A 20,472-nucleotide genomic window follows, 5' to 3' on the forward strand; every position below is an offset into this window, starting at 1 on the left:
GTACTATATTATTAAAACAATTGGAACTAAATTTACCCTACTTTTATAAATCAATTTCTTTACGTAAGCTTAACAAAGCCAGATGAATCCGCTTTTCGACAGCCTTTACGCTAATGTCTAAAGCCAGGGCAATTTCGCTGTATTTTTTTCCGTCGATTCGATGCATCAGGAAAGCAACACGCTGTTTCTCATTTAAGTTTTCTATGGCTTTCAAAAGTTTGGTCTGAAACTGTTTTTCCTCCAGTATATATTCCGGATTTTCATTTGTTTTGTCTAAACCGGTAAAGTTTTTTTCATACCTCAAAACAACTTTCTGATGCGCAATTTCGTTCAGACTGCTGTTATTGGCAATCGTATAAAGATATGATTTTGCCTTTTCCAGAGGAACCGAAGCACAGTTTTGCCAAAGTTTGACAAATGCTTCCTGAGCTAAATCTTCTGCCTGTTGTAAATTGCCAAATTTGTAAAAAAGAAAATTACGAAGTGCTTTTACATGACTTTTAAAAAAAGACGAAAAGATTATTTCGTCACAAGTATCTGATTGGTTTTTTTGTGGCATTTCTTTTTTCAGTTGTTACATTGCAAAAGTATTTGTTTTTGCTTTAAGTAGGGTAAAAGCAAAGCTGATTGTTTTATAGAGGAATAAAATGGTATTGGCTTTTGATAATTTAGTACAGATGAAGCGAGCAAAATCCCTGATGCCGAATTTATTAAAAAAAACAATTTCTCTTAATTTTATTATCTTTGTAAAAACATAGTTATGTTCCCTTTAAAAAAATATGTATCAATACTAGCTTTCCTGTTCTTATTGTCTTGCCAAAGCGAAATCGATGAGCAGACTAATACACAAGAAACAGTTACAAATGTTTCGCCTCTTACTACTTATTTGCAAAGGGTTGCAATGGTTCCTACCGTGCAGGATAATGTAATCGACAGGTCTAGTTACTGTACCATAAAACTCCCTTATACCGTTACGGTCAATAATGCAAAAATTGCAATTAATTCGACCGCCGATTATCAAAAAGTAAAAGATAATATAAATGCAAATGCTTACGATGATGATATTGTAAAAATAGATTTTCCGGTAACAATGGTGTACTACAATTACATCGAAAAAAATATTCCGGCTGAATCTGATTTTAATACTTTAATCGATTATTGGAATCTTTATCCTGATTTGTTATCCAAAATTAATGGGCTTAAGATCAATTATCCTATAACGATTAATATCTATAACAGCGCCAATCAAATTGCAAGTTCTCAAACAATAATTAGTGATCAGACCTTTTTTAATTTTATAAAAAATTTGAATAGCAGTCAGTATATTTCATTAAAATATCCAATTTCGATAGCAGATTACAACAATCAGTCAAAAGCAATTACGAATAATTCAGAGTTCGAAAATGCGATCAAATATGCTATTGATAATTGTCCGGAAAATAACATTGTAACACTCGATTTTGTACAAACGATAACACAAGGTTCCTGGTCAATACCTTATTTTTTTACTGACTCAGAAAAAACTTCTTCCTATAGCGGTTATTCATTTGTTTTCAAGAGCGACAAATCTGTAGTAGCTACCAAAGGGGCGGTTACAGAAACGGGTCAATGGAGCAGTACAGTACAGTATGGTGTAAAGCAGTTGCAACTCAATTTTAGCTCAGAACTACTGAGTAAATTAAATAGTAATTGGAAATTGTTTGAGTTTAATAATTCGCAAATACGTTTGCGTGACGTAAGCAGCAGCAGTACTCATTATCTATATTTTGAAAAAAAATAAACTCAGCTATTCTGTTGCGTCCAATTTTGTCCCGTTTCAAAAATCAGAGAACTAATAATTCCTTAAAAAACTGCAATTTTCCCTGTTTGTATTTCGCCTGAGTTTGTAACTATTTTATAGATATAAATTCCTGAGGCAGTATTTTTTAGACTGACGTTGTTGGTTTTAGAAAGTAGGGGCGAAGTAATCGTATTTTGTCCGCTAAGATTGTACAAATAAAAAATAGCGTTTTCCTCCTTTTTGGCTTCAATATTTAATTCTTCATTTTTACTTACTATCGTTGGGTGAACAAAAAACAAATTATCGCCTAAATAATTCGTATCAAGAATTAGAGAACTTATTACAGTATTGTTTTCTAAAATTATATTTATTTTATACTTATTGCTGCCTTTTGTGGGCGCATCATCAAAAAAAGAAATTGTTTTTGAATTGATATCATTTATGGTACTAATAACCGCTTCGGTAGTATCAATAACTTTCACTAAGTCAATTCTTTTGATATTATACAAGCTAAAAAGGCTCGCATCAATTTTGACCTTGTTTTGCTCATAAACTTCTGCCAAAGTCAATTCAAAATAACAATTTGAGTTTTGAGCATACGGTAATGTTGACTCACTTTTTATTCCTTCGCTATTGTCAAATACAGGAACAACAGTGTAGATTTTTGCATCTGTATAAGCATAAGTAGCATTTGTTGTCTGTTCTTTAAATTCTAATTGATCATTTATTAGTTGATACAGATTAAAGGAAGAAACTCCAGCCGGTTTGTCCCAATTAATTTCTGTAGTGCCATCACAAACTAAGCTGGTCCTGATGTTCAAATCATACGAAATCGTAAAGCTGTCAGAGATATAATCGATAGTATTAATAGTCATTTTTAATTTTGCTTTCGAAAATTTTTGTGTAGCAGGAGTATAAGTAAATTGCCCGCTATTGAGATTTATGTCATTTGCAATAATTTCCCAACTCTGCCCATTATTGTAGCTAATTGATAATTGTCCCGGGATACCAGAAAATGAAGAATTCCATTTGAAAGGGGAAATAGTTTTACCATCATGAGGGAAATTATCATTATTGACAGGATAATTCCATTCAAATTCATCTTTCAATTCATATCCATAAACGATACTGTATTCCTGAGATGCATTCGAGATATAGGAGCCAATAATATGGATGTTATAAGATCCGGATGTGGGGTTCTCAACAGTTACTTGCTCTACAGTATTAATTTTATCTTTTCCTCTTGCGGCTTGTTGCCCAGGGATTTCAGGGTTAAGAATCCAGGGTAAGTAAGTGGTGTTGTCTGCCGAAACAACTTCGATATCCAGATCGTTTATCAAACTTATATTACTGTTGATTGCAGCGGGCAAATCATTCCAGACCAAAGTTATTTTTAAATTTTTTGCATTTGCAGGAAGAGTAATAGTATGCAAATTTGTCTGTCCGGATGTCAGATTACCGGATATAATTCTATTTTCGCTGATCGTTTTTAAACTTTTATCTGCATTTATATTCCCATAACCATAGGTAAAATCAGGACCTGGGTTGCCTAAATCTTTTGCACTATTAATTAAAATTGCTTTTGTGAGGGCATTAGTCAAAGAGGTATTGTATATGGTTTTGTAATGTTGTTTCATTAGTGTAATAACTCCGGTAGCCACAGCTGTAGAATTTGAGGTTCCCTGAGTGCTAAAAGCTACTAACTCCGGTTTTATGCGACCATCATAGGCTGGACCTTTAGAAGAAAATGGCATAATTATTTCGTTTTGGTCAATACAGCCCACTACAATGCTATTTTTGGACTGTTTAAAATTGCCGGTAATAGATTTATAACCCTGAAGTCCGGTATTGCCAGACGAAAAACAATGAGTTAGATTAGTATTTAAGAATAATTGAGAATCATAAGCATTAGCGAGCGAACCATAAAAATTTTCGATCGTCGTTCCATAAGAATGATTTTGAGTGACAGCACCTTCTAAAGTAGCTACTTCGTCCGGATAAATGCTCAAAAAGTCCGACGATTGTATCTTGGCCTTTGGAGCAACCCCTTTGCCTAATGCAGAACTGTTTCCTAATCCCGAAACGATAGTTGCCATAGCTGTTGCGTGGCTCGAAACAATAGAGGATTGTACTGTCGAGGCAATATGTTTGTTTAGTAAATCAATATCATTTACATCAAAAAAATCATCTTTGATCGATACAACTTGATTTTCGCCTGTTAAAACAGGAAAGTTAGTATTGGCTTTATTTATAGAATTTATACTAAAATTTTGATCTGTTATTTTAGATTCCCCTTTTGGTTGCAGCGATTCTTGCGAGATCGACGATACACTGTTCAAGGCTATAATCTCATCGATAATTTTTTTGGAGTCACTTTTTACAAGTACAAGATGGTTATCCAGTATTGTTATGTCAGAAATGTTTCCTGATTTTAGGTCTGTAATTAAAGCTTTGATACTATCAGTAGCGATTATGTACTGTTTGTTTTCTTTATGATTTGAAAAATTGGAAGGTAATTTCCATAAATTATTGACCGGGAGATTTTTTTCTAAAAGCGCATTAGATCTTAAACTTATATTTTCGACAATACAAAAAGTACTGTCCAGTTTTTTTACAACCTTGTATTTGTTGCGATGCGCATTTTCTAAAGAGGTAAGATAGTATTTCTCCAATTTTCTCTCGTTTTCTTTTTTTATGTATTGATTCCATTTCTCAGAACTTTGGGAGAGACTGATAGTTGTTATCATAAAAAGGAGAAAAGTAATTTTTGTCTTCATGTACTATAGATGTTAGGGCAATTATAAACATTTTATCAATGGTACAAAATTGACTATTGCAGTTGTTTATTACTTCTTAATTTAGACAAATCAAATATGAAATTTGTTCTTAATGATTTCTATTTTAAATATTTATCCGTTGTAGGTAATTCAAAGTTATTAAAATATTTGTAAAAAAAAGAGTAGTTTTTATTTCATCCGGAATCTTCAAAATTTGTAAGACTACAATTCGCTTTTTAAATGCTATTTCTGTTTTAAATGAGATACAAAATTGTAAAATCATTTTTTGATGCCTGCTTAAAAAATAAATTAATAAAAATTACAAATGTACTTAACGATCTGATTTTTACTCAATTATTGATTTTACTGGGCTCGCCGTAATAATCAGATAATTATGATTAAAAATGAGAATAAAATAATATAACAAAAAGTGTTAATTTTGTTAAATTTTGTATTTATAGGTATTTTAAGATTAAAATTTATATAAATTTGGCAACAAATATTGTTAATATTTTGTAAAGACCCCTATTTATCGACTTATTTTAACAACCAAAGAAAAAACCTATTATGAAAAAAATGAAATCAATTTTAGCCTTGTCCTTTATAGCGCTAACAATTATGTCTTGTAACAAAGAAGATGAGCAAACGCAATCTAAGCAAGGATCTCTTAAAGTAACAGAAGATGTGTTAAATAAAATTAGCTCACTTTCTCTAAATAACTCAGATGTTCAAGTTATTAAAAATACAAAATTAGATGGTACTACAGAGGATGCATTCCTGGTAGAAGGCGATATTGTAATTACTCAGGATCAATTAGACAAAATGGATCTTCACGGAGGTATTACTACAGAGCAATACCGTACTACAAATTTAGTATCTGCTCCAAGAACAATCAAAGTTGTTGGATTATCAGGAACTGGTACATCAGCTCTGTCTACAAATATGCGTGCCGGATTGCAAGCGGCAATAACCAGATACAATAATTTAGGATTGTCTATCAACTTTACCCTTACCTTTAGTTCAAGTACTGCAGGTGCAAATATTGTTGTACAAAGAGTGACTGGCTCTGCCGGTGGAGTAGCAGGTTTCCCTTCAGGAGGTGCTCCATTTAATTCAGTTACTTTATATTCCGGATTAGATACTTATTCGACAGGTGTAAATGCACACGTAGCAGCACACGAAATAGGACACTGTATTGGTTTACGTCACACCGATTGGTTCAGCCGTCAAAGTTGCGGACAAAATTCAAATGAAGGAACAGCTGGTGTTGGAGCAATCCAAATCCCGGGAACACCTTCAGGATATGATGCAACTTCTTATATGAGAGCATGTTTCGGTTCAAATGAAACTGGAGCTTTCAATGCTAATGATGTTACAGCTCTGAATTATTTATACTAGAAGTTGAATTAGAGTTGTCTTTACAAAATATAAAGGGCTGTTTCATAACTTATGGAACAGCCTTTTTTTATTGAATGTAGAGCCTAAATTGCCTGGTATTTTGTATGTAGAAATTTTCTTTTCATCATCGTTTTCAAATCTTATACCATCAAAAGTGGTTCTGTCTTCCCATGCCATTTCAAGTATACGGTCCAGTTCAGGGACAAAAAAGTTACTTTGTTTGTGTTCCTATCAACAGGATATTTAGACTAAAAAAATTCTATAACAGTGCTAAGATAATTAATTGGATTTATTTTGTTTAATGTTATTTGAAAATAGTTAAACAATAGCTACCTTTAAGGTGAAAATGAACTTGTTATAAGTTGAAGTATAAGTGCAACAAAAGGATTTGATTTTTTTAATTTAGATTTATAAAAATGGAAAAAATACTAGTTATTGGAGGCAGCAAGGGGATAGGCAGTGCTATAATGCTGCAACAATTAGAAAATAAGCAGGTTTACAATATTAGCAGGACTGCTCCGGAAATTTCGCATCCTAACCTGATTCATTTTAAAGCAGATGTTTTACAGGATACGCTTCCACACATTGAAAGTATAGATTCTCTTATATATTGTCCGGGATCTATAAATCTGAAACCTATTTTAAGTTTGAGTATTGACGATTTCAGAAATGATTTCGAAATCAATGTTATTGGCGCTATAAAAGTCATACAGCATTATTTGCCCGCTTTAAAAAACGGAACAAATCCATCTATTGTACTTTTCAGTACGGTTGCTGCAAAATTAGGAATGCCTTTTCACGCTAGTATTGCTGCTGCAAAAGGTGCGGTAGAAGGTGTTGTAAAATCACTTGGGGCAGAGCTGGCTCCCACAATTCGCATCAATGCCATAGCACCAACGATTACAGAAACATCATTATCTGCTTCAATTTTGCGAAATGATCGTATGAAAGAAAATATGATTGAGCGTCATCCCCTTAAAAATTATTTAAAGCCTCAGGAAGTTGCCCAAATGGCAGATTATCTTATTTCTAAAGCTGCTGGATCAATCTCGGGTCAGATTTTTCAGATGGATTATGGTTTGGTAAGTTTTAAAATATAAGCAATAGAAAACATGAAAATTCTATTAACAGGCGCTACAGGATATATTGGCAAAAGGCTTTTACCTTTATTACTAGATCAGGGACATGAAGTAATCTGCTGTGTACGGGATAAAAACAGGTTTTATTATCCTGAAAAATCTGCCGGAAACATACAAGTTATCGAAGTCGACTTTTTGGACCCTCAAAGTGTAGAAAATATCCCTGCGGATATTGATGCGGCATATTATCTGATTCATTCGATGTCTGGAGCTGCTAATTATGATGAACTCGAAAGTATTTCGGCCCATTATTTCAAGGACAAAATAAACAAAACAAACGCAAAACAGGTTATTTATTTAAGCGGTATTGTCAATGACAAATCTTTATCTAAACACTTATCTTCCAGAAAGGCAGTAGAGGAAATTTTAAAGACCGGAGAAACGCCAACCACTACACTAAGAGCCGGAATAATAGTAGGGTCCGGTAGCGCTTCTTTTGAAATTATTCGCGATTTGATTCATAAACTGCCCGTTATGATTACCCCAAAATGGCTTAATACAAAATGCCAGCCCATTGCTATTTCTGATGTTTTAGAATTTTTAATCCGATCCTTGCTAAATCCAAAGACATTTAAGGAGAGTTTTGATATAGGTGGCCCCGACATTCTTAGCTACAAGGAGATGTTATTGCAATTTGCAGAGGCAAAAAAACTGAAAAGATATATTTATACACTGCCTGTTATGACGCCAAAATTATCGTCTTATTGGCTGTATTTCATAACTTCAACCTCGTTTAAACTGGCTTCGGCATTAGTAAGTAGTATGAAAGTAGAAGTGGTATGCAGTGATAATCGAATTAATAATTTATTAGGTATAAAGCCTATTAGTTATGCTCAGGCATTGCAAAAGGCACTCATAAAAATTAATGAAGATGCTGTAGTATCGAGTTGGAAAGATTCACAAATCAGCGGACAGTTTAAAGGAAGTGTAGCTTATTATCTCAAGGTTCCTAAAAAGGATTGTTTTATTGACAGAAGAAAAAGAGAGATCATTGACAGAACATATACCATAGAAAAAATATGGTCTATAGGCGGAGAAACGGGTTGGTATTATGCAGATTGGTTATGGAGTATACGCGGTTTTATCGATAAGATTTTTGGTGGTGTAGGTGCCAGACGCGGAAGAACTCATAAACATGAGATTCATGCCGGAGATGTGCTCGATTTTTGGCGTGTTGTATATGCCAATAAAGAACAGGGAAAATTAATTTTGTATGCAGAAATGAAGCTGCCGGGAGAAGCATGGCTTGAATTTAAAATCTTTAATAATAATTTATATCAGGCAGCAACGTTTAAATCTAAGGGTATATTAGGAAAATTGTACTGGTATGCTGTTTTGCCTTTTCATGGTTTTATCTTTAACGGTATGATTAATAAGCTGATAAAATCAGATAGATAATATTTTTTTAGATTTAAGGATGGGTTTATCGTGTTTGAAAGGAGTGCAATTTAAAATTGCTAAGTTCACTTAAAATACAGCATTCATTCTATCTTTGGCTGGAAGTAAAAAGAATAGTTTTATTTGTTACCTTGCTCCCAAAAAACAGAAAAAGAGATAACCATTATAATGTTAAGTCTCTATTATTGTAAGCTAAGCGCCTATTTATCCATGCATAATTTTTGTTTAGAGCAGCAAAGTTGTTTTAGATAAATTTAGTAAACATTCATTAACCATCATTTATTAGAATCCCTTGTAGGCTTTTTATTAGTTTTCGCATTCAACCTTAACATTTATAACGTATGACATTGATATCCAAAGAAAAATTTTCTGAAGCAGCCGGCCTTTCCAATATTCCAATTCCCGGATTGTCTTCTTACTTAATGAAAGTAATGAAAATTAACAATTTAAATACTATTGTAAAAGAAGGAGGTAATCTTGAGGGTGCTGATTTTGCAGATTATGTCTTATCTAAGATTGGTGTTAAAGTCGATTTTGATAGTGTCGAATTTCAAAATATTCCCCGCCAGGGAGCCTTTATAGTGGTTGCAAATCATCCTTACGGTGGTATCGAATCATTGGCATTATTAAGTACACTTGCAAAAGTGCGTCCCGATACCATGTATATGGGAAACTTTTTATTAAAAGAAATTCCAAATCTTGAAAAATGCATTATTGCAGTAAATCCCTTTGAAAATGTGCAAAATTCTGCAAGTATTACAGGATTAAAAATGACGCTCAAAGCCCTGTCAGAAGGAACTCCGGTCGCTATATTCCCTGCAGGAGAAGTTTCATCATATAATTTTAAAACCAGTGAAATAACAGATCCCGAGTGGCATCCGGTAGTGGGAAAAATTATATGCAAGGCAAACGTGCCAATTTTACCGGTTTATTTTCATGGAAATAATGGCTTTTTCTTTAGTATGCTCAAATCAATTCATCCTATGTTACAAACTTCGAAACTAATCTCGGAACTTTTTAATAAACAAGGACACTCTCTAAAGATGACCATAGGAAAGACTATTTCTTTAGAAGGGGCAAGAGGTAAAGCTACTGATTCCTTAGTATTAAAAAACCTTAGAAGTAAGCTTTACGCTCTCAAAAATCAATCCAGTAATTAATGGGTTGTTATCTTTAAATTTTGAACTGATTATAGTGTAAAACGAGGCAGGTCATCAGCCTCTATTGGCACCTTTGGCAGGGGATTGTGTAAATGTTTTTTTAGCCTGTATATTGGAAGATAAGTAAACAATATCGAAAGTAAACCAGCAAGAACAGCCTCCAGAATTGCCATAATGGTAGGGTCCAATTTATGGTTAACAGTCAGGATCTGCTGTGCAATGAGCAATACAAATAATACCAGTAAACCGGTTATGATGCCGTGCAACACACATAACTTTGCTATAAACCTGTTTTTATTCAGGTTACTGTCTATTGCGACTTCGATCGCTTCTTGTTCGGCAGCAACAATAACCCGTTTAATGATATCCATTGTCAGGATTACTGGTAAAAAGATGGCCATTGGCAAGGTTAAACGTGCTAAGCTTTGAGGTCCGGCAAAAAAATGAGTATATCCCAATTCCTGAAAACTGGCATAAGCAATAATAAAATTGAAAAATACGTTGGGAAGGATATAGTAAATCGCACGCTTTCTCAGAAAGCGTTTGAGGGTTGTTTTTTTGGGCTGATCTGCTGTTCTCATACGTAATTTATAAGGATAAAATCAATAACGCTATGGCCTTATCTTTAATTTTTAAGGCTTCTTCTTCAGGCAGGAAATCTTGATTAGACATCAGCGTAAAGTCCATTTGATCCCGATAGGTAGTCGTAACTAAAGTGTTTGAGTTTAACCACGGAAATGCTACTGTTGGACTAAAGATATCTTCCAGAATAAAATTTTTGTAATCATTCCGGATCTGAAGGCTGCCCATATTAGAAAGCGTCAGATCGTGTCCGCCCCGGCTTGATTTTAGCAGCGCAATCATGCGATTGACCAGTGGGTGCATCTGTTCCCCCATCCATAAAAGTTCCCGAGCGTCCATTTTTTCTATTTTTTGAGTAAGATCTTTTTTAATATGTTTTGCCTGGTCGAGTATCTGAGGAGTTTTCTTTTTTAAGGACAATTCTACTGTTGGAGCAAAGGCAAACAGGTGATCTTTTTTGATTTCAGCAATAAAATGGCGGATATCAATTGGACTAATTACTTTTTCTTTTGCTGATTTACCTTGTACATCTTGAAAAGCCTGCATAAATGCTGTACAAAGAAGGGCATGTACGGAAACACCGTTGTCTTTACATTTTTGTTTTATAACAGCTGATTTTGTTGGATCTAATTTCCAGTGAATGGCATAATTTTTTCCGAGATTTCTTTTTTTATTTTTCCGTTGTAATAAAAAGAAGAATTTTGCCAAAAGTAAATAAAGCTTTGCTTTGCGTGCTTTTTTTTGAATATCAAACTGTGGCGATAAAAAATGGTTTACGGATTGAAATAGTTGATAAGATTCCAGATCAAGATTCGGATCATCTATTAAAGCAAGTAATTCCTGCATCAAAGTTACCATGCCGGTTCCATCGCAGACACAATGGGGCAATACCCATAACAATTCGGATAACTCGTCTCCCTTGATCCATACCAATTGAGCCAAAGGAGAGTCTTTATCTTGAAACTGCCGGTACCATTCCTGTTCAGATTGCACGAACCAATCTTTATCTGTTTGACGTTTTACGATGCGAAGCGGAATTGGTTTCATATTTTCCTTAATGACAAAAACAGGGTGTTGCTTATCCTGTACATCTATTGCTGCACGTAGCAACGGATGCTTATTTTGGATTTTTGCTAAGGCAATTTCGATGTGTTCCTTCGAAATTTGACCTTTTATTTTTGCCGTAAATACACAGTTCAAAGGTGTGTTGGCATCAATATACATAATTCGTTCTACTAATAAGAGTTTTCGCTTGATCATGAGGCTGCTTGATAATTTAATTGGCGTTTTATAGAATCAATTATTTCGTCCCGAATGGCTAAGGCTTCGTGATTAGGCAAATAACCTTCGCTTCCTACAAACGAGAAGTCCATAACACCTTGATAAGTAGAGGTGAGCATTGTCGTTGTATTGCCTAGTGGCCCAATGACAGATGGACTGATAATAGTTTCTAATGTAAAGGATTGGTATTGCTGTGGTATGGTAATGCGTCCCAAATTAGAAAACATACAATCATTGGATGGCTTACCTCGTTTTAGAAGTTTTGTAAAATGGTTTAATGCCGTATGGGCAGATTCCATAACCATCATGGTGATGTAGGGATTAAGTTTGGCTGTTTTGCGATTTACATAATGCTGCATTAAGCGTAAATTGTCTAAGAAATCGAGTTTAGGGTCTGATGATATGACGATCATCAGGCCAAAGGCAAAAATATGATCTTCTTTTACCTGAGGAGCTAAACGTCTGATATCTACCGGACAAGAAACCTTATTAAAGGCTTTGTCTCCGCGTACTTTTTTGAAGGTGTCCAACACAGTAGCACTTAAAAAAGTATTGACCGTAATATCCAGCGATTTGCAATGAGAAATAAGCTGTTGACTCGTAGTTGGGTCTAATTTCCAATGAATCAGATAGTCTGTTTGTCGGTCAATCGCTTTTTTGTTAACAGGAATACATTTAATCGCTAATGTTGCCAGATTGCCAATCATTTTTGCCTTAAACCTTTGCCTGTTATTTTTTAAAATAGAGGCAGGAACAACATCCTGAATACCTAAAATAGGATTTTCTATGCCTATATCTGCTGCTGGATCATCCAGTACTTTTAAAAACTCATAAAGTAAAGCCATGCCGGCTGCGCCATCACACAAACAATGATGAAATACCAGTAGCATATCTGAGCGATCTTTTCCTTTAATCCACACCAGGCGAATCAAAGGGTTGTTTTTGTAATCAAAGGGTGTATGCCACTCCTGCACAGATTCTTGTTGCCAGGCCTCTTCATTTTTTCGATCTACAATACGTACAGAAATAGGATTGGGGAGTTCAGGCACTTCAAACCATGGGACATTTTTCTCATCAAGACGGATGTATGCCCGTAACCAGGGATGTTTTTCCTGAAGTCTGCCTAAAGCATACTGAATCTCTTTTTCCTCAAATACACCGCGTAGCCGAAAAGGAATAACGACATGAAAGGGTTCTTTTCCTTCGCCCAACAGCATGCGCTCTCCAAATAACAATTTTCTTTTCATATTTTATAGTGAAGCTAATACCGAACGTTCTTGTTTTACAAAATCTTCCAATAATGCAACCGCCTTATCATTACCGCCTGCCGCCAGAAAAGCAGTCTGAACTTCTTTGGCCGCATTTCTATATTTAGGATTTTCCAGGAGCTCAAAGACGGTCTCTCTCAGGTCTTCTATTCGAAGTCGTTTGTATCGGATACTGATTCCACAGCCCGCCTGTTCAATCAGCTTTGCAGTATGAAAGTGATCGTAAGCGATTGGTGTAATCAACATGGGCAGACCATTGGTAAAGGTGTCGTTGACGGTATTGAAACCGCCGTGACAGATCACCATATCCATATAAGGCATCAAAGTTGATTGTGGCACAAAACCATTTACGATAAAATTAGCGGGCCATTCGTCAAATATTTCTGGCGGTGTTGCTGCAATAATAGTAACGGGTTGGTCTGCAAATGCTTCAATAAGTTTACCAAAAAAAGCTTTCCGGATATCGACTAATAAAGTACCCAATGATACAAATATTTTTGGCGTTGTGCTGGCAGCTAATCGTTCCCAGTCAAAAGGGCTGTTATTGGGACGGCCTTTGACCGGACCTACAAATTTCATGTGTGAGGGTACGGTTTCAAAACCCGCAAAGGCTTGCGAGGTAAACACGAGGTTTAATTGATTAGAATGTATAAATATACCTTCATCAAGGATACCAACCTCTTTTTGTAGCTCTTTGATTAAGTTTTGTTGCCATTCGAATATTTTGGGAGCACTTTTCTCAGTGTCACCCATAACATCTGGTGGTACAGGGGTTGTCGTTACAGAGGGTATACGATGCTTGTGTGCGAATAAAGCGCCACCAAAAGTGATGCAATCATTGATGATGACATTAGGTTGCCAGTGACTGAGTAGTGTTTCTAATCCCGGCATCATCATTTTGGCCAATGGAACATAGGTTTCTTCCAGCGCCAATTTCATGACTTCCGGTCCGGAACAAGAAGGACCATCGTCTTGTCGTTTTAATAGTTGCTTAAGTTCATGCTCAAAGGGTATGATATCTTTCTCAGGATAAATATAGGTTCCTCCTGTTGGTATATGTTCCTGTGCCAGTGGTGTAATGCCAAACCATTTGACTTCATGACCACGAGCCAGTAAACTGGCGCCCAAACTTAATGTTGGACTGATATGTCCAAAAAATGGTGGAATAACAATGAGAAATTTGGCCGGAGATTCGACAGATGACAGCGTTGGAGCTATGGCTTGTTCAAGTAAATCTGCTGCGGTTTTCGTTCCGCCTGCATCAATAAAAGATTGACGAACTTTGAGGGCGCCTTCACGATATTGCGCCTGATTCAGGATATTATGAACACTGTCCCTTAGGTGATTTGCTTTAAATCGGTTAAAATTGAGACGTTCGCCTGCACCGGTACGTACGACACGTCCTGCAACATGCGATTGATCGTACGCAATTGGAATAACAACGAGCGGCAAACCATGAGTTAGGGCTTCTGAGACGGTGTTGTGTCCACCATGGCACACGACAGCATCCAAATGTGGTAGTAAATCCAATTGTGGGATTTGCGCATAGACCATAAAATTTTCTGGCCACTTATCAAATAGAGCTGAATCTGAAACAACGACAACCGTTAAGTCTTCGTCCTGAAATGCATCGATTACTTTTTGAAAAAACGCTTTTTTATGCTCGTGGTCGAACGTTGTACCTATACTCACTAAAATTTTTTTCCCTGAACTACTTTTCATACGCTCCCAATCGAAAGCACACGATAAACGGCGTTCTGTTACTACCGGACCTGTAAACTGATAGTTTGAAGCGAGATCCATTTCTCCAAAGAAATAGGGAGATGTTAACACTAAAGTAAGAAGATCTGAACAAGCCAATGATTGGTTTTCTTTGACACCAAGTTCTTCCTGTAGCGCTATGATCTGCCTGACTTCCCATTCATGCACTTTAGGCAGCTCACTGACAATTTTGATTGCTGCCGGGGCTGTTACGGAGGTCGCATAAGGACGATTAACTTTTTTTGCCGCAATTGCCGCAGCAAATAATTGATGATCGCCAATTACTAAATCCGGCTCATAAGCTTCCAGCAACTTAACGATTCCTTTGTAACAATGTCTGTTTAAAGGAATCAATACTTCTTCGTATAAAAACTTGATACTATCAATGCCGTAAACAATCTTTTTTGAAATGATATCCAGGTATTGTTCACTCTCTTTTTTTTCTTCGTCTGTCTGATCGTATTCAATAAGCAATAATTCTCCGCCTACAGGAAGTTTAGACTCTAAGTTTTGGTCAAGACTGATCCACGCTACTTTATGTCCTCTTTCTAAAAGTTCAGCACCAATGCTCAATGTAGGATTGACATGACCTGTTAGCGGGGGAACAACAAATACAAATTTAGCCATAGTTTTGTAATAAAGGGTTAGTTAAAAATTGAACAACAGTTTCTGCTATCTGAATGGGATCCTGAATGGGAATATTGTGATCTCCGTCGATGAGTTTTAGCTCAGCCGTACCAATTTGAGATTGTAACCATTCTCCTGTAGGTTTGCAATTAGAAGCAGCTCCATATAGTAACAGGGTGGGTATGTTTAATTGAGAAATAGAAAGCTGATGTAGAAAATGCTTTTCTTTGACCATATCTGCTTTGATGCTCGTCTGGTTAAATAAAAACTCGTATAACCGATGGTTTTTTTCCAACTGTCTTTTTCCCATTTTCACTTTTGTGGTGTCCGTAAAATTGGCTACGTAATGTTCGAGAAATTCCTTGCTGTACTCTTCGATAATATCCCGTGCTTTTTCATCTTGCGGATCCGGTGCTTCGATGATCACCAATTTATTTAAACGTTCTGGGGCTATCAATGCAGTTTTGAGTGCAATAAGCCCCCCAAAACTATAGCCAACAAGTTGTGCTTTTTTGATTTGGAGGTAATCCATCATTGCGATTAAATCGGATGACATATTTTCTAAATCATATCCTTCTAATGCGGGCTCACTCCTGCCATGACTTTTTAGATCATACATGACTACATGAAAATACTGCGCCAAAATGGGGGCAATATTAAAATAATAAATAGAAAGATTACTAAACATACCGTGAATCAGTATCACGGTATCTTCAGCTTCTTTATTTAGTTCTTGTAGGTGAACTTTCTTATTATTAACAGTAATTATTGGCATTCGTAGATATAATTGATGATCTTATTCAGATCAAGATTGATCAGTTCATCAAGATCCATAGCAGACAACCAACCCGTAAAATCAATTTGATCGCCAAAGTGTGTTTTGATTTTTTCCGAAAAGGAAACAATCTCTATACTGTCCATTTCCAGATCTTTAGTAAACGAACTTTCTGGAGTGATATCCATCTCTTCTACAAATTCTTCACCGATAATTTCTGTAATAAAACCCTTTAACAGGTTGAATAACTCCTCATGATTCCTTTTTAATGTCGTGTTTAAAGTGTCCATCCGATAATATAATTTAGGTGTTTGATTATTTTGATTTCTATTTGATCGATCCATAGATGATCTCCTTGTATGCGTGTTACTTCGTATCTTTTTGGGTTTCCTTTTAGCCCCGTTCCCAGTAATTTTCCGTAAGCTTCTTTTGCTACCCAAAATCGCGTGGTCCATTCGGCTTGATCCCGTTCTTTCAATAAGGCTAATTCTGCATCAGTAAATACCAATTGACAAAATTCAGGACTGCGTTCGGCAATTATTTCCATATCGATACCAACAGGTTTATCATGCCGCGCAATGGCTACTGCATCTTTTCCTTTATGTGCCAATGAGATCTGGATCTGTTCTGTGGCATTACCTTTAAGATAAGGTTTGCCAACTTTATCCGAACAAATTTCAAAGGTTATGGGATAAGTGTGTTGCTTTTTCTCTTGACTCAATACATGTCTCACGGCATCTTTTACCGCTACGCGACTTACCATCCAATTCTTTCGGCGGTTGGGCAGGAGTTCCTGATAGTACTGTTTTTCTTTTTGATTAAAATAACGTTTCAGTATAAAATCCCAGGAACTTACGCGGGAATAGGCCTGATGAAAGAAAAAGACCTGTGGGGCGATTTCTTCAGAGAGTCGGTTATGAAGTGGCGACATAGAAACATTCCATAAAGCTTCGTCAATTTCTAATCTCCGGTTTTGCCATCCTTTTATTGCACACCAAACTTTTCCGTTTCTTTCAAGTACAATGTCAGCGATTGCAAATTCATCGTTTAATTCCGTCAGTACACAAGTACATTCAAATACACCATCCTGATCGTGCATATCTTCGAAGAATTCAATTTGTTTGATTTTGACCGGAAAAGCAATGCGGTCTTTGGTTAAGGTAAGTTGCAACCATAATCCAAATAATTGTCCTGCATTGTCTAATAAGGAACCCTTACCGCCATTGCCTTTTATTTGTCCTGTAATACCCTTCTCACCAACAGCAGATATAAGTGTAATCCCTTGATAGGCATCTCCATGAAACATGTGCTTCTCATAGATTTCTAAAGGAGTTCGCTCGATAGGCAATCGTTTCCCTATAGACAGGTCAAAAGTAGGTAGTGTAGGATGTGTTGCTGCTAAAAATATTTCTGCATTGGCAAAATTCTCGATATCCAGATAGGCGTGATTGTTGGAGCGCCAAACGCCTTTTATTGTTTTTTCAAAAGGTTTGGCAACGTTCATCCATTGAAATACACTGACGTGCATAATCTTGTGAATTTTTGTTTCCGGTTGTTCTGCATGTGCTGTTTCTGCCAGTAATTCGAAGATCATCGTCATTGGGATCACAGGTTCCATATCTGCAACATCTGTCCAGCCTATGGGTTGTCGTAAAAGGCTGTGATCGATCAGATAAGGATGTGTAGCTAAATTGACTTGTAGTGTTTTTAAAAAACGACTGTCAATTAGTTGTTTTTTCGGTAAGACAGTTGTGTGAACAGCAGTTTGTGTACGATTTTGAAAGACATCCAATACTTCTTCCTGCATTCGGATCATATCGGCGATATTCTCCTGAAATGCCAGAACTAATGGGTGACTTACTTTTGCTGTTGCTTTGGTAAAAACCTGTTTTGGCCGCACGGTATCGATAGATTTTCGTACGTTTTTTAGTGCTTCAAAATCACGGACAATGGGTGATCCTAATTGTAATTTTATACCTTTGTTTGGTACTTTTTTTCTGTGATTTTGTATGTCTAAAAAATCAAGTGCCAGAACTTTACCTTCTACAAATAATGCTGCTACTACCCGTTGCAACTGGGCAAGTGCTGTTCTGGTGGCTACACTTGAGGCAAGTGTGCTAAAGGCTTTTCCTTTTAAGGTATCATCAATAAAACCAATTAATCCTCCGGTACCTACCTGAATAAAAAAACGGACACCTTCGTCATAAAGTTTTTCTGTCAGTTCCCGAAATCTTACAGGTTGCACAAGATGTTCAGCGCTTAATTGACGAATAGACTGCGGATCTGCCGGATAAGGCAGGAGTGTAGTGGCGGACCACAACGGAATTTTTGTTTTCTGGAATTGAACTTTTTCCATGCCTGCTAAGATTACGTCTAGTTTATCTGCAACAAAAGGAGAATGAAAACCAGATTGAAATGGTAAAATCTGATGAAATATCTGTTTTGATTTTAATAAAGGTGTCAATTCCTGAAGCGCATCATGGGTACCGCACAGAATTACCTGATGTGGGCAATTATCATTTGAAACGTAGAGGTTCGGGATTTTTTCGATCAATGGCGTTATATCCTCAAGACCTGCTCCAATAGCAATAAATTTAGAGTCTTTTAGTTCAAATGTTTTTGGATCAAGCACATCAATTAGATCCTTGACAGAACTTGCTTCGGCCAAATCTGAAGCATATCCCGCTAGCCATTCTCCCATACTATGTCCGGCGTTCATATCCGGATAGATTCCTAATTTTTTTAAAGCACTGTCCAGTATGCCACAATTGTTAAAAATGCCTAATGCCTCGTTCAACAGTCCTTCACCCTCAGTTTCTATAGGTGCTGTTAAGTCAAAATACCGACTGATTGTTGCGACTTCGCCTTTTGCTAAACCATCTAGCCCCGGGAACACAAAAGCGACTTTGCCACTATCCTGTAAAAGAGGAGCAGAGGTGTACCAGATATCTTGTTTATTGCGCCAGGCATCATTTTTAGACACAATTTTGATTGCTTTTTGGATGCGTTCGGATGTTGGATCAAAGAGCGCAATACGATAATCGCCATCTCCTACAGCAGTATCGTTATCCTGGAGTGCAGAAAGCAATGCTTCCCGTGTTGCTCTGGCAAGTAACAATACTTCGTCTTTTTTGGGGATATCATACCCTTTCAGGACTACGTGGGCATTGATCCCTCCAAAACCAAATGCATTTACTGCTGCAATCTTTGGTAAACCTGTTTGCGACCAGTTTTTGGCATCTTGTATGGGTGTAAATCTGGTGAGCTGCATGGCGGCAGCGGGGTTTTCGCAATATAATGTAGGCGGCAATATGTCGTGATGCAGGGCAAGACAGGTCTTGATTAAACCTGCTATTCCAGCAGCAGGCATGGCATGACCTATATTGGATTTGACAGATCCTATACCGGCGCGTTCAGCTGTTTCGTCTTTGCCAAAAAATTGAGCCAGAGTTTGCAGTTCTGTTTTATCTCCTAATGGGGTTCCCGTGCCATGAGCTTCCAGATAACCAATTTGTTCTTTATCTAAATTGGCATGTGCCCATGCTTGCTCTAATGCTTTTAACTGACCTTTTATCGAAGGGCTCATGACACTTGTTCCATTGCCATCACTGCTTATGCCCACGCCTTTAATGACCGCATAAATTTTATCCTGATCGCGTACAGCGTCTTCCAACCGCTTCAGGACAATGAAACCACAACCTTCTCCAATGAGTAGTCCGTCTGCATCTTCGCTAAAGGGCTTGATTTGTTGCTGACGTGATAATGCCCCCAATTGGCTAAAGATGCTCCAAAATGCAGCATTTTGACCTGTATGTACCCCTCCTGCAATCATCATATCACTGCGGCCACGCTGCAACTCCTGTACGGCATGATCTACGGCTACAAGAGCGCTTGCACATGCCGCATCAACGGTAAAAGCAACACCTCCAAGATTGAACCGGTTGGATACTAATGAGGCAACAAGGTTGGGGATTAAACCCATGGCTGTATCTGCAGAAAACCGTCCTTTGCGTTCCTGGTAGGCCTGCTTTATTTTTTCAATATCTGCTGAAGATACCTCCGGTAATAGTTCTTGCAAAAGGGAGGAAATCTGCTCGCCTGTACGTACAATTTCAATAGCACGTGTAGCTCCGGGACCGGTATAATTTCCTTTTCCAATGATAATTCCGGTACGTTCCAATGAAACTTTTTTCTGGAATACTCCTGCATCTTCTAATGCTTTTTGAACGAGATCAAGTGTTAAGAGGTGGTCTGGTTCAGTACCTTCAACAGCAAGAGGTAAAATACCAAATGCTGTAGGGTCAAATTCATAATCAGGAATAAACCCGCCACGATTACAATAAAAGCGGTCCATAGCTTCTTTGCTATCGCTAAAGTGCACAGGATCGATGCGATCTGCCGGAGCTACCTGCGTCGAGTCGACTTTATTGATAATATTTTGCCAGAACGCCTCAGCGTCTTTTGCTCCGGGAAACATACAGGATAAACCTATAATAGCAATATCTGTTTTTTTCATAATAGACGAA

Annotated in this window: 15 protein-coding genes; 5 read left to right on the plus strand and 10 right to left on the minus strand. The window is 36.9% G+C overall.

The features are described 5' to 3' along the window. Nucleotides 1-43 precede the first annotated feature (43 nt). The gene (locus B0A64_RS16475; RefSeq protein ID WP_089480598.1) at nt 44-559 is read right to left on the minus strand and encodes an RNA polymerase sigma factor; all 516 of its coding nucleotides are present in this window, start codon (nt 557-559) and stop codon (nt 44-46) included. A gap of 201 nt (nt 560-760) precedes the next feature. Here B0A64_RS16475 and B0A64_RS16480 point away from each other — a divergent pair, with 201 nt between their 5' ends. Next, on the plus strand, nt 761-1,780 hold the full coding sequence (locus tag B0A64_RS16480; RefSeq protein ID WP_089480599.1) for a hypothetical protein: 1,020 nt from the start codon (nt 761-763) through the stop codon (nt 1,778-1,780). 62 nt (nt 1,781-1,842) lie between these two features. On the opposite strand, the gene B0A64_RS16485 is transcribed toward B0A64_RS16480, so the two are convergent. Next, entirely contained in the window at nt 1,843-4,557 is a 2,715-nt protein-coding gene (locus B0A64_RS16485; protein WP_089480600.1) for a S8 family serine peptidase, read from the minus strand. A gap of 576 nt (nt 4,558-5,133) precedes the next feature. On the opposite strand from B0A64_RS16485, the gene B0A64_RS16490 reads away from it, so the two are divergent. Then, complete coding sequence (locus tag B0A64_RS16490; RefSeq protein WP_244285435.1) at nt 5,134-5,955, plus strand: M57 family metalloprotease; 822 nt, start codon at nt 5,134-5,136, stop codon at nt 5,953-5,955. A gap of 42 nt (nt 5,956-5,997) precedes the next feature. Here the strand turns inward: B0A64_RS16490 and B0A64_RS25770 are convergent, their stop codons facing one another. Then, on the minus strand, nt 5,998-6,150 hold the full coding sequence (locus B0A64_RS25770; RefSeq protein ID WP_394338359.1) for a DUF2805 domain-containing protein: 153 nt from the start codon (nt 6,148-6,150) through the stop codon (nt 5,998-6,000). A gap of 221 nt (nt 6,151-6,371) precedes the next feature. On the opposite strand from B0A64_RS25770, the gene B0A64_RS16500 reads away from it, so the two are divergent. From B0A64_RS16500 to B0A64_RS16510, 3 genes are all read left to right on the plus strand, one after another. Further along, a complete protein-coding gene (locus tag B0A64_RS16500) occupies nt 6,372-7,055 on the plus strand; it encodes an SDR family NAD(P)-dependent oxidoreductase (protein ID WP_089480603.1) in 684 nt (227 codons plus the stop codon). 12 nt (nt 7,056-7,067) lie between these two features. After that, nucleotides 7,068-8,492, plus strand: a complete 1,425-nt coding sequence (locus B0A64_RS16505) for an SDR family oxidoreductase (protein WP_089480604.1) — start codon at nt 7,068-7,070, stop codon at nt 8,490-8,492. 341 nt (nt 8,493-8,833) lie between these two features. After that, nucleotides 8,834-9,652 carry a 1-acyl-sn-glycerol-3-phosphate acyltransferase gene (locus B0A64_RS16510; protein WP_089480605.1) on the plus strand — a complete coding sequence of 273 codons (819 nt, stop codon included), beginning with the start codon at nt 8,834-8,836 and terminating at the stop codon, nt 9,650-9,652. Nucleotides 9,653-9,681: 29 nt separating this feature from the next. Here B0A64_RS16510 and B0A64_RS16515 read toward each other — a convergent pair whose 3' ends face one another. Genes B0A64_RS16515 through B0A64_RS16545 form a run of 7 tightly spaced genes read right to left on the minus strand, consistent with a single transcriptional unit; the run spans nt 9,682 to nt 20,462 of the window. Further along, complete coding sequence (locus tag B0A64_RS16515; protein WP_089480606.1) at nt 9,682-10,233, minus strand: hypothetical protein; 552 nt, start codon at nt 10,231-10,233, stop codon at nt 9,682-9,684. A 7-nt stretch (nt 10,234-10,240) separates the two neighbouring features. Then, on the minus strand, nt 10,241-11,494 hold the full coding sequence (locus tag B0A64_RS16520; protein WP_089480607.1) for a condensation domain-containing protein: 1,254 nt from the start codon (nt 11,492-11,494) through the stop codon (nt 10,241-10,243). Further along, complete coding sequence (locus B0A64_RS16525; protein ID WP_089480608.1) at nt 11,491-12,762, minus strand: condensation domain-containing protein; 1,272 nt, start codon at nt 12,760-12,762, stop codon at nt 11,491-11,493. The genes B0A64_RS16520 and B0A64_RS16525 overlap by 4 nt, the downstream gene beginning before the upstream one ends. Nucleotides 12,763-12,765: 3 nt before the next feature. After that, the gene (locus B0A64_RS16530; protein ID WP_089480609.1) at nt 12,766-15,171 is read right to left on the minus strand and encodes a glycosyltransferase; all 2,406 of its coding nucleotides are present in this window, start codon (nt 15,169-15,171) and stop codon (nt 12,766-12,768) included. Then, nucleotides 15,164-15,946, minus strand: a complete 783-nt coding sequence (locus B0A64_RS16535; RefSeq protein ID WP_089480610.1) for an alpha/beta fold hydrolase — start codon at nt 15,944-15,946, stop codon at nt 15,164-15,166. Before B0A64_RS16535 ends, B0A64_RS16530 begins: the two co-directional genes overlap by 8 nt. Then, nucleotides 15,937-16,236, minus strand: coding sequence for an acyl carrier protein (locus B0A64_RS16540; protein WP_089480611.1), 300 nt, complete (start codon nt 16,234-16,236; stop codon nt 15,937-15,939). The genes B0A64_RS16535 and B0A64_RS16540 overlap by 10 nt, the downstream gene beginning before the upstream one ends. After that, a complete protein-coding gene (locus B0A64_RS16545) occupies nt 16,224-20,462 on the minus strand; it encodes a type I polyketide synthase (RefSeq protein WP_089480612.1) in 4,239 nt (1,412 codons plus the stop codon). Before B0A64_RS16545 ends, B0A64_RS16540 begins: the two co-directional genes overlap by 13 nt. Nucleotides 20,463-20,472 lie beyond the last annotated feature (10 nt).

The sequence above is a fragment of the Flavobacterium araucananum genome (genome assembly GCF_002222055.1).
Classification (GTDB): domain Bacteria; phylum Bacteroidota; class Bacteroidia; order Flavobacteriales; family Flavobacteriaceae; genus Flavobacterium; species Flavobacterium araucananum.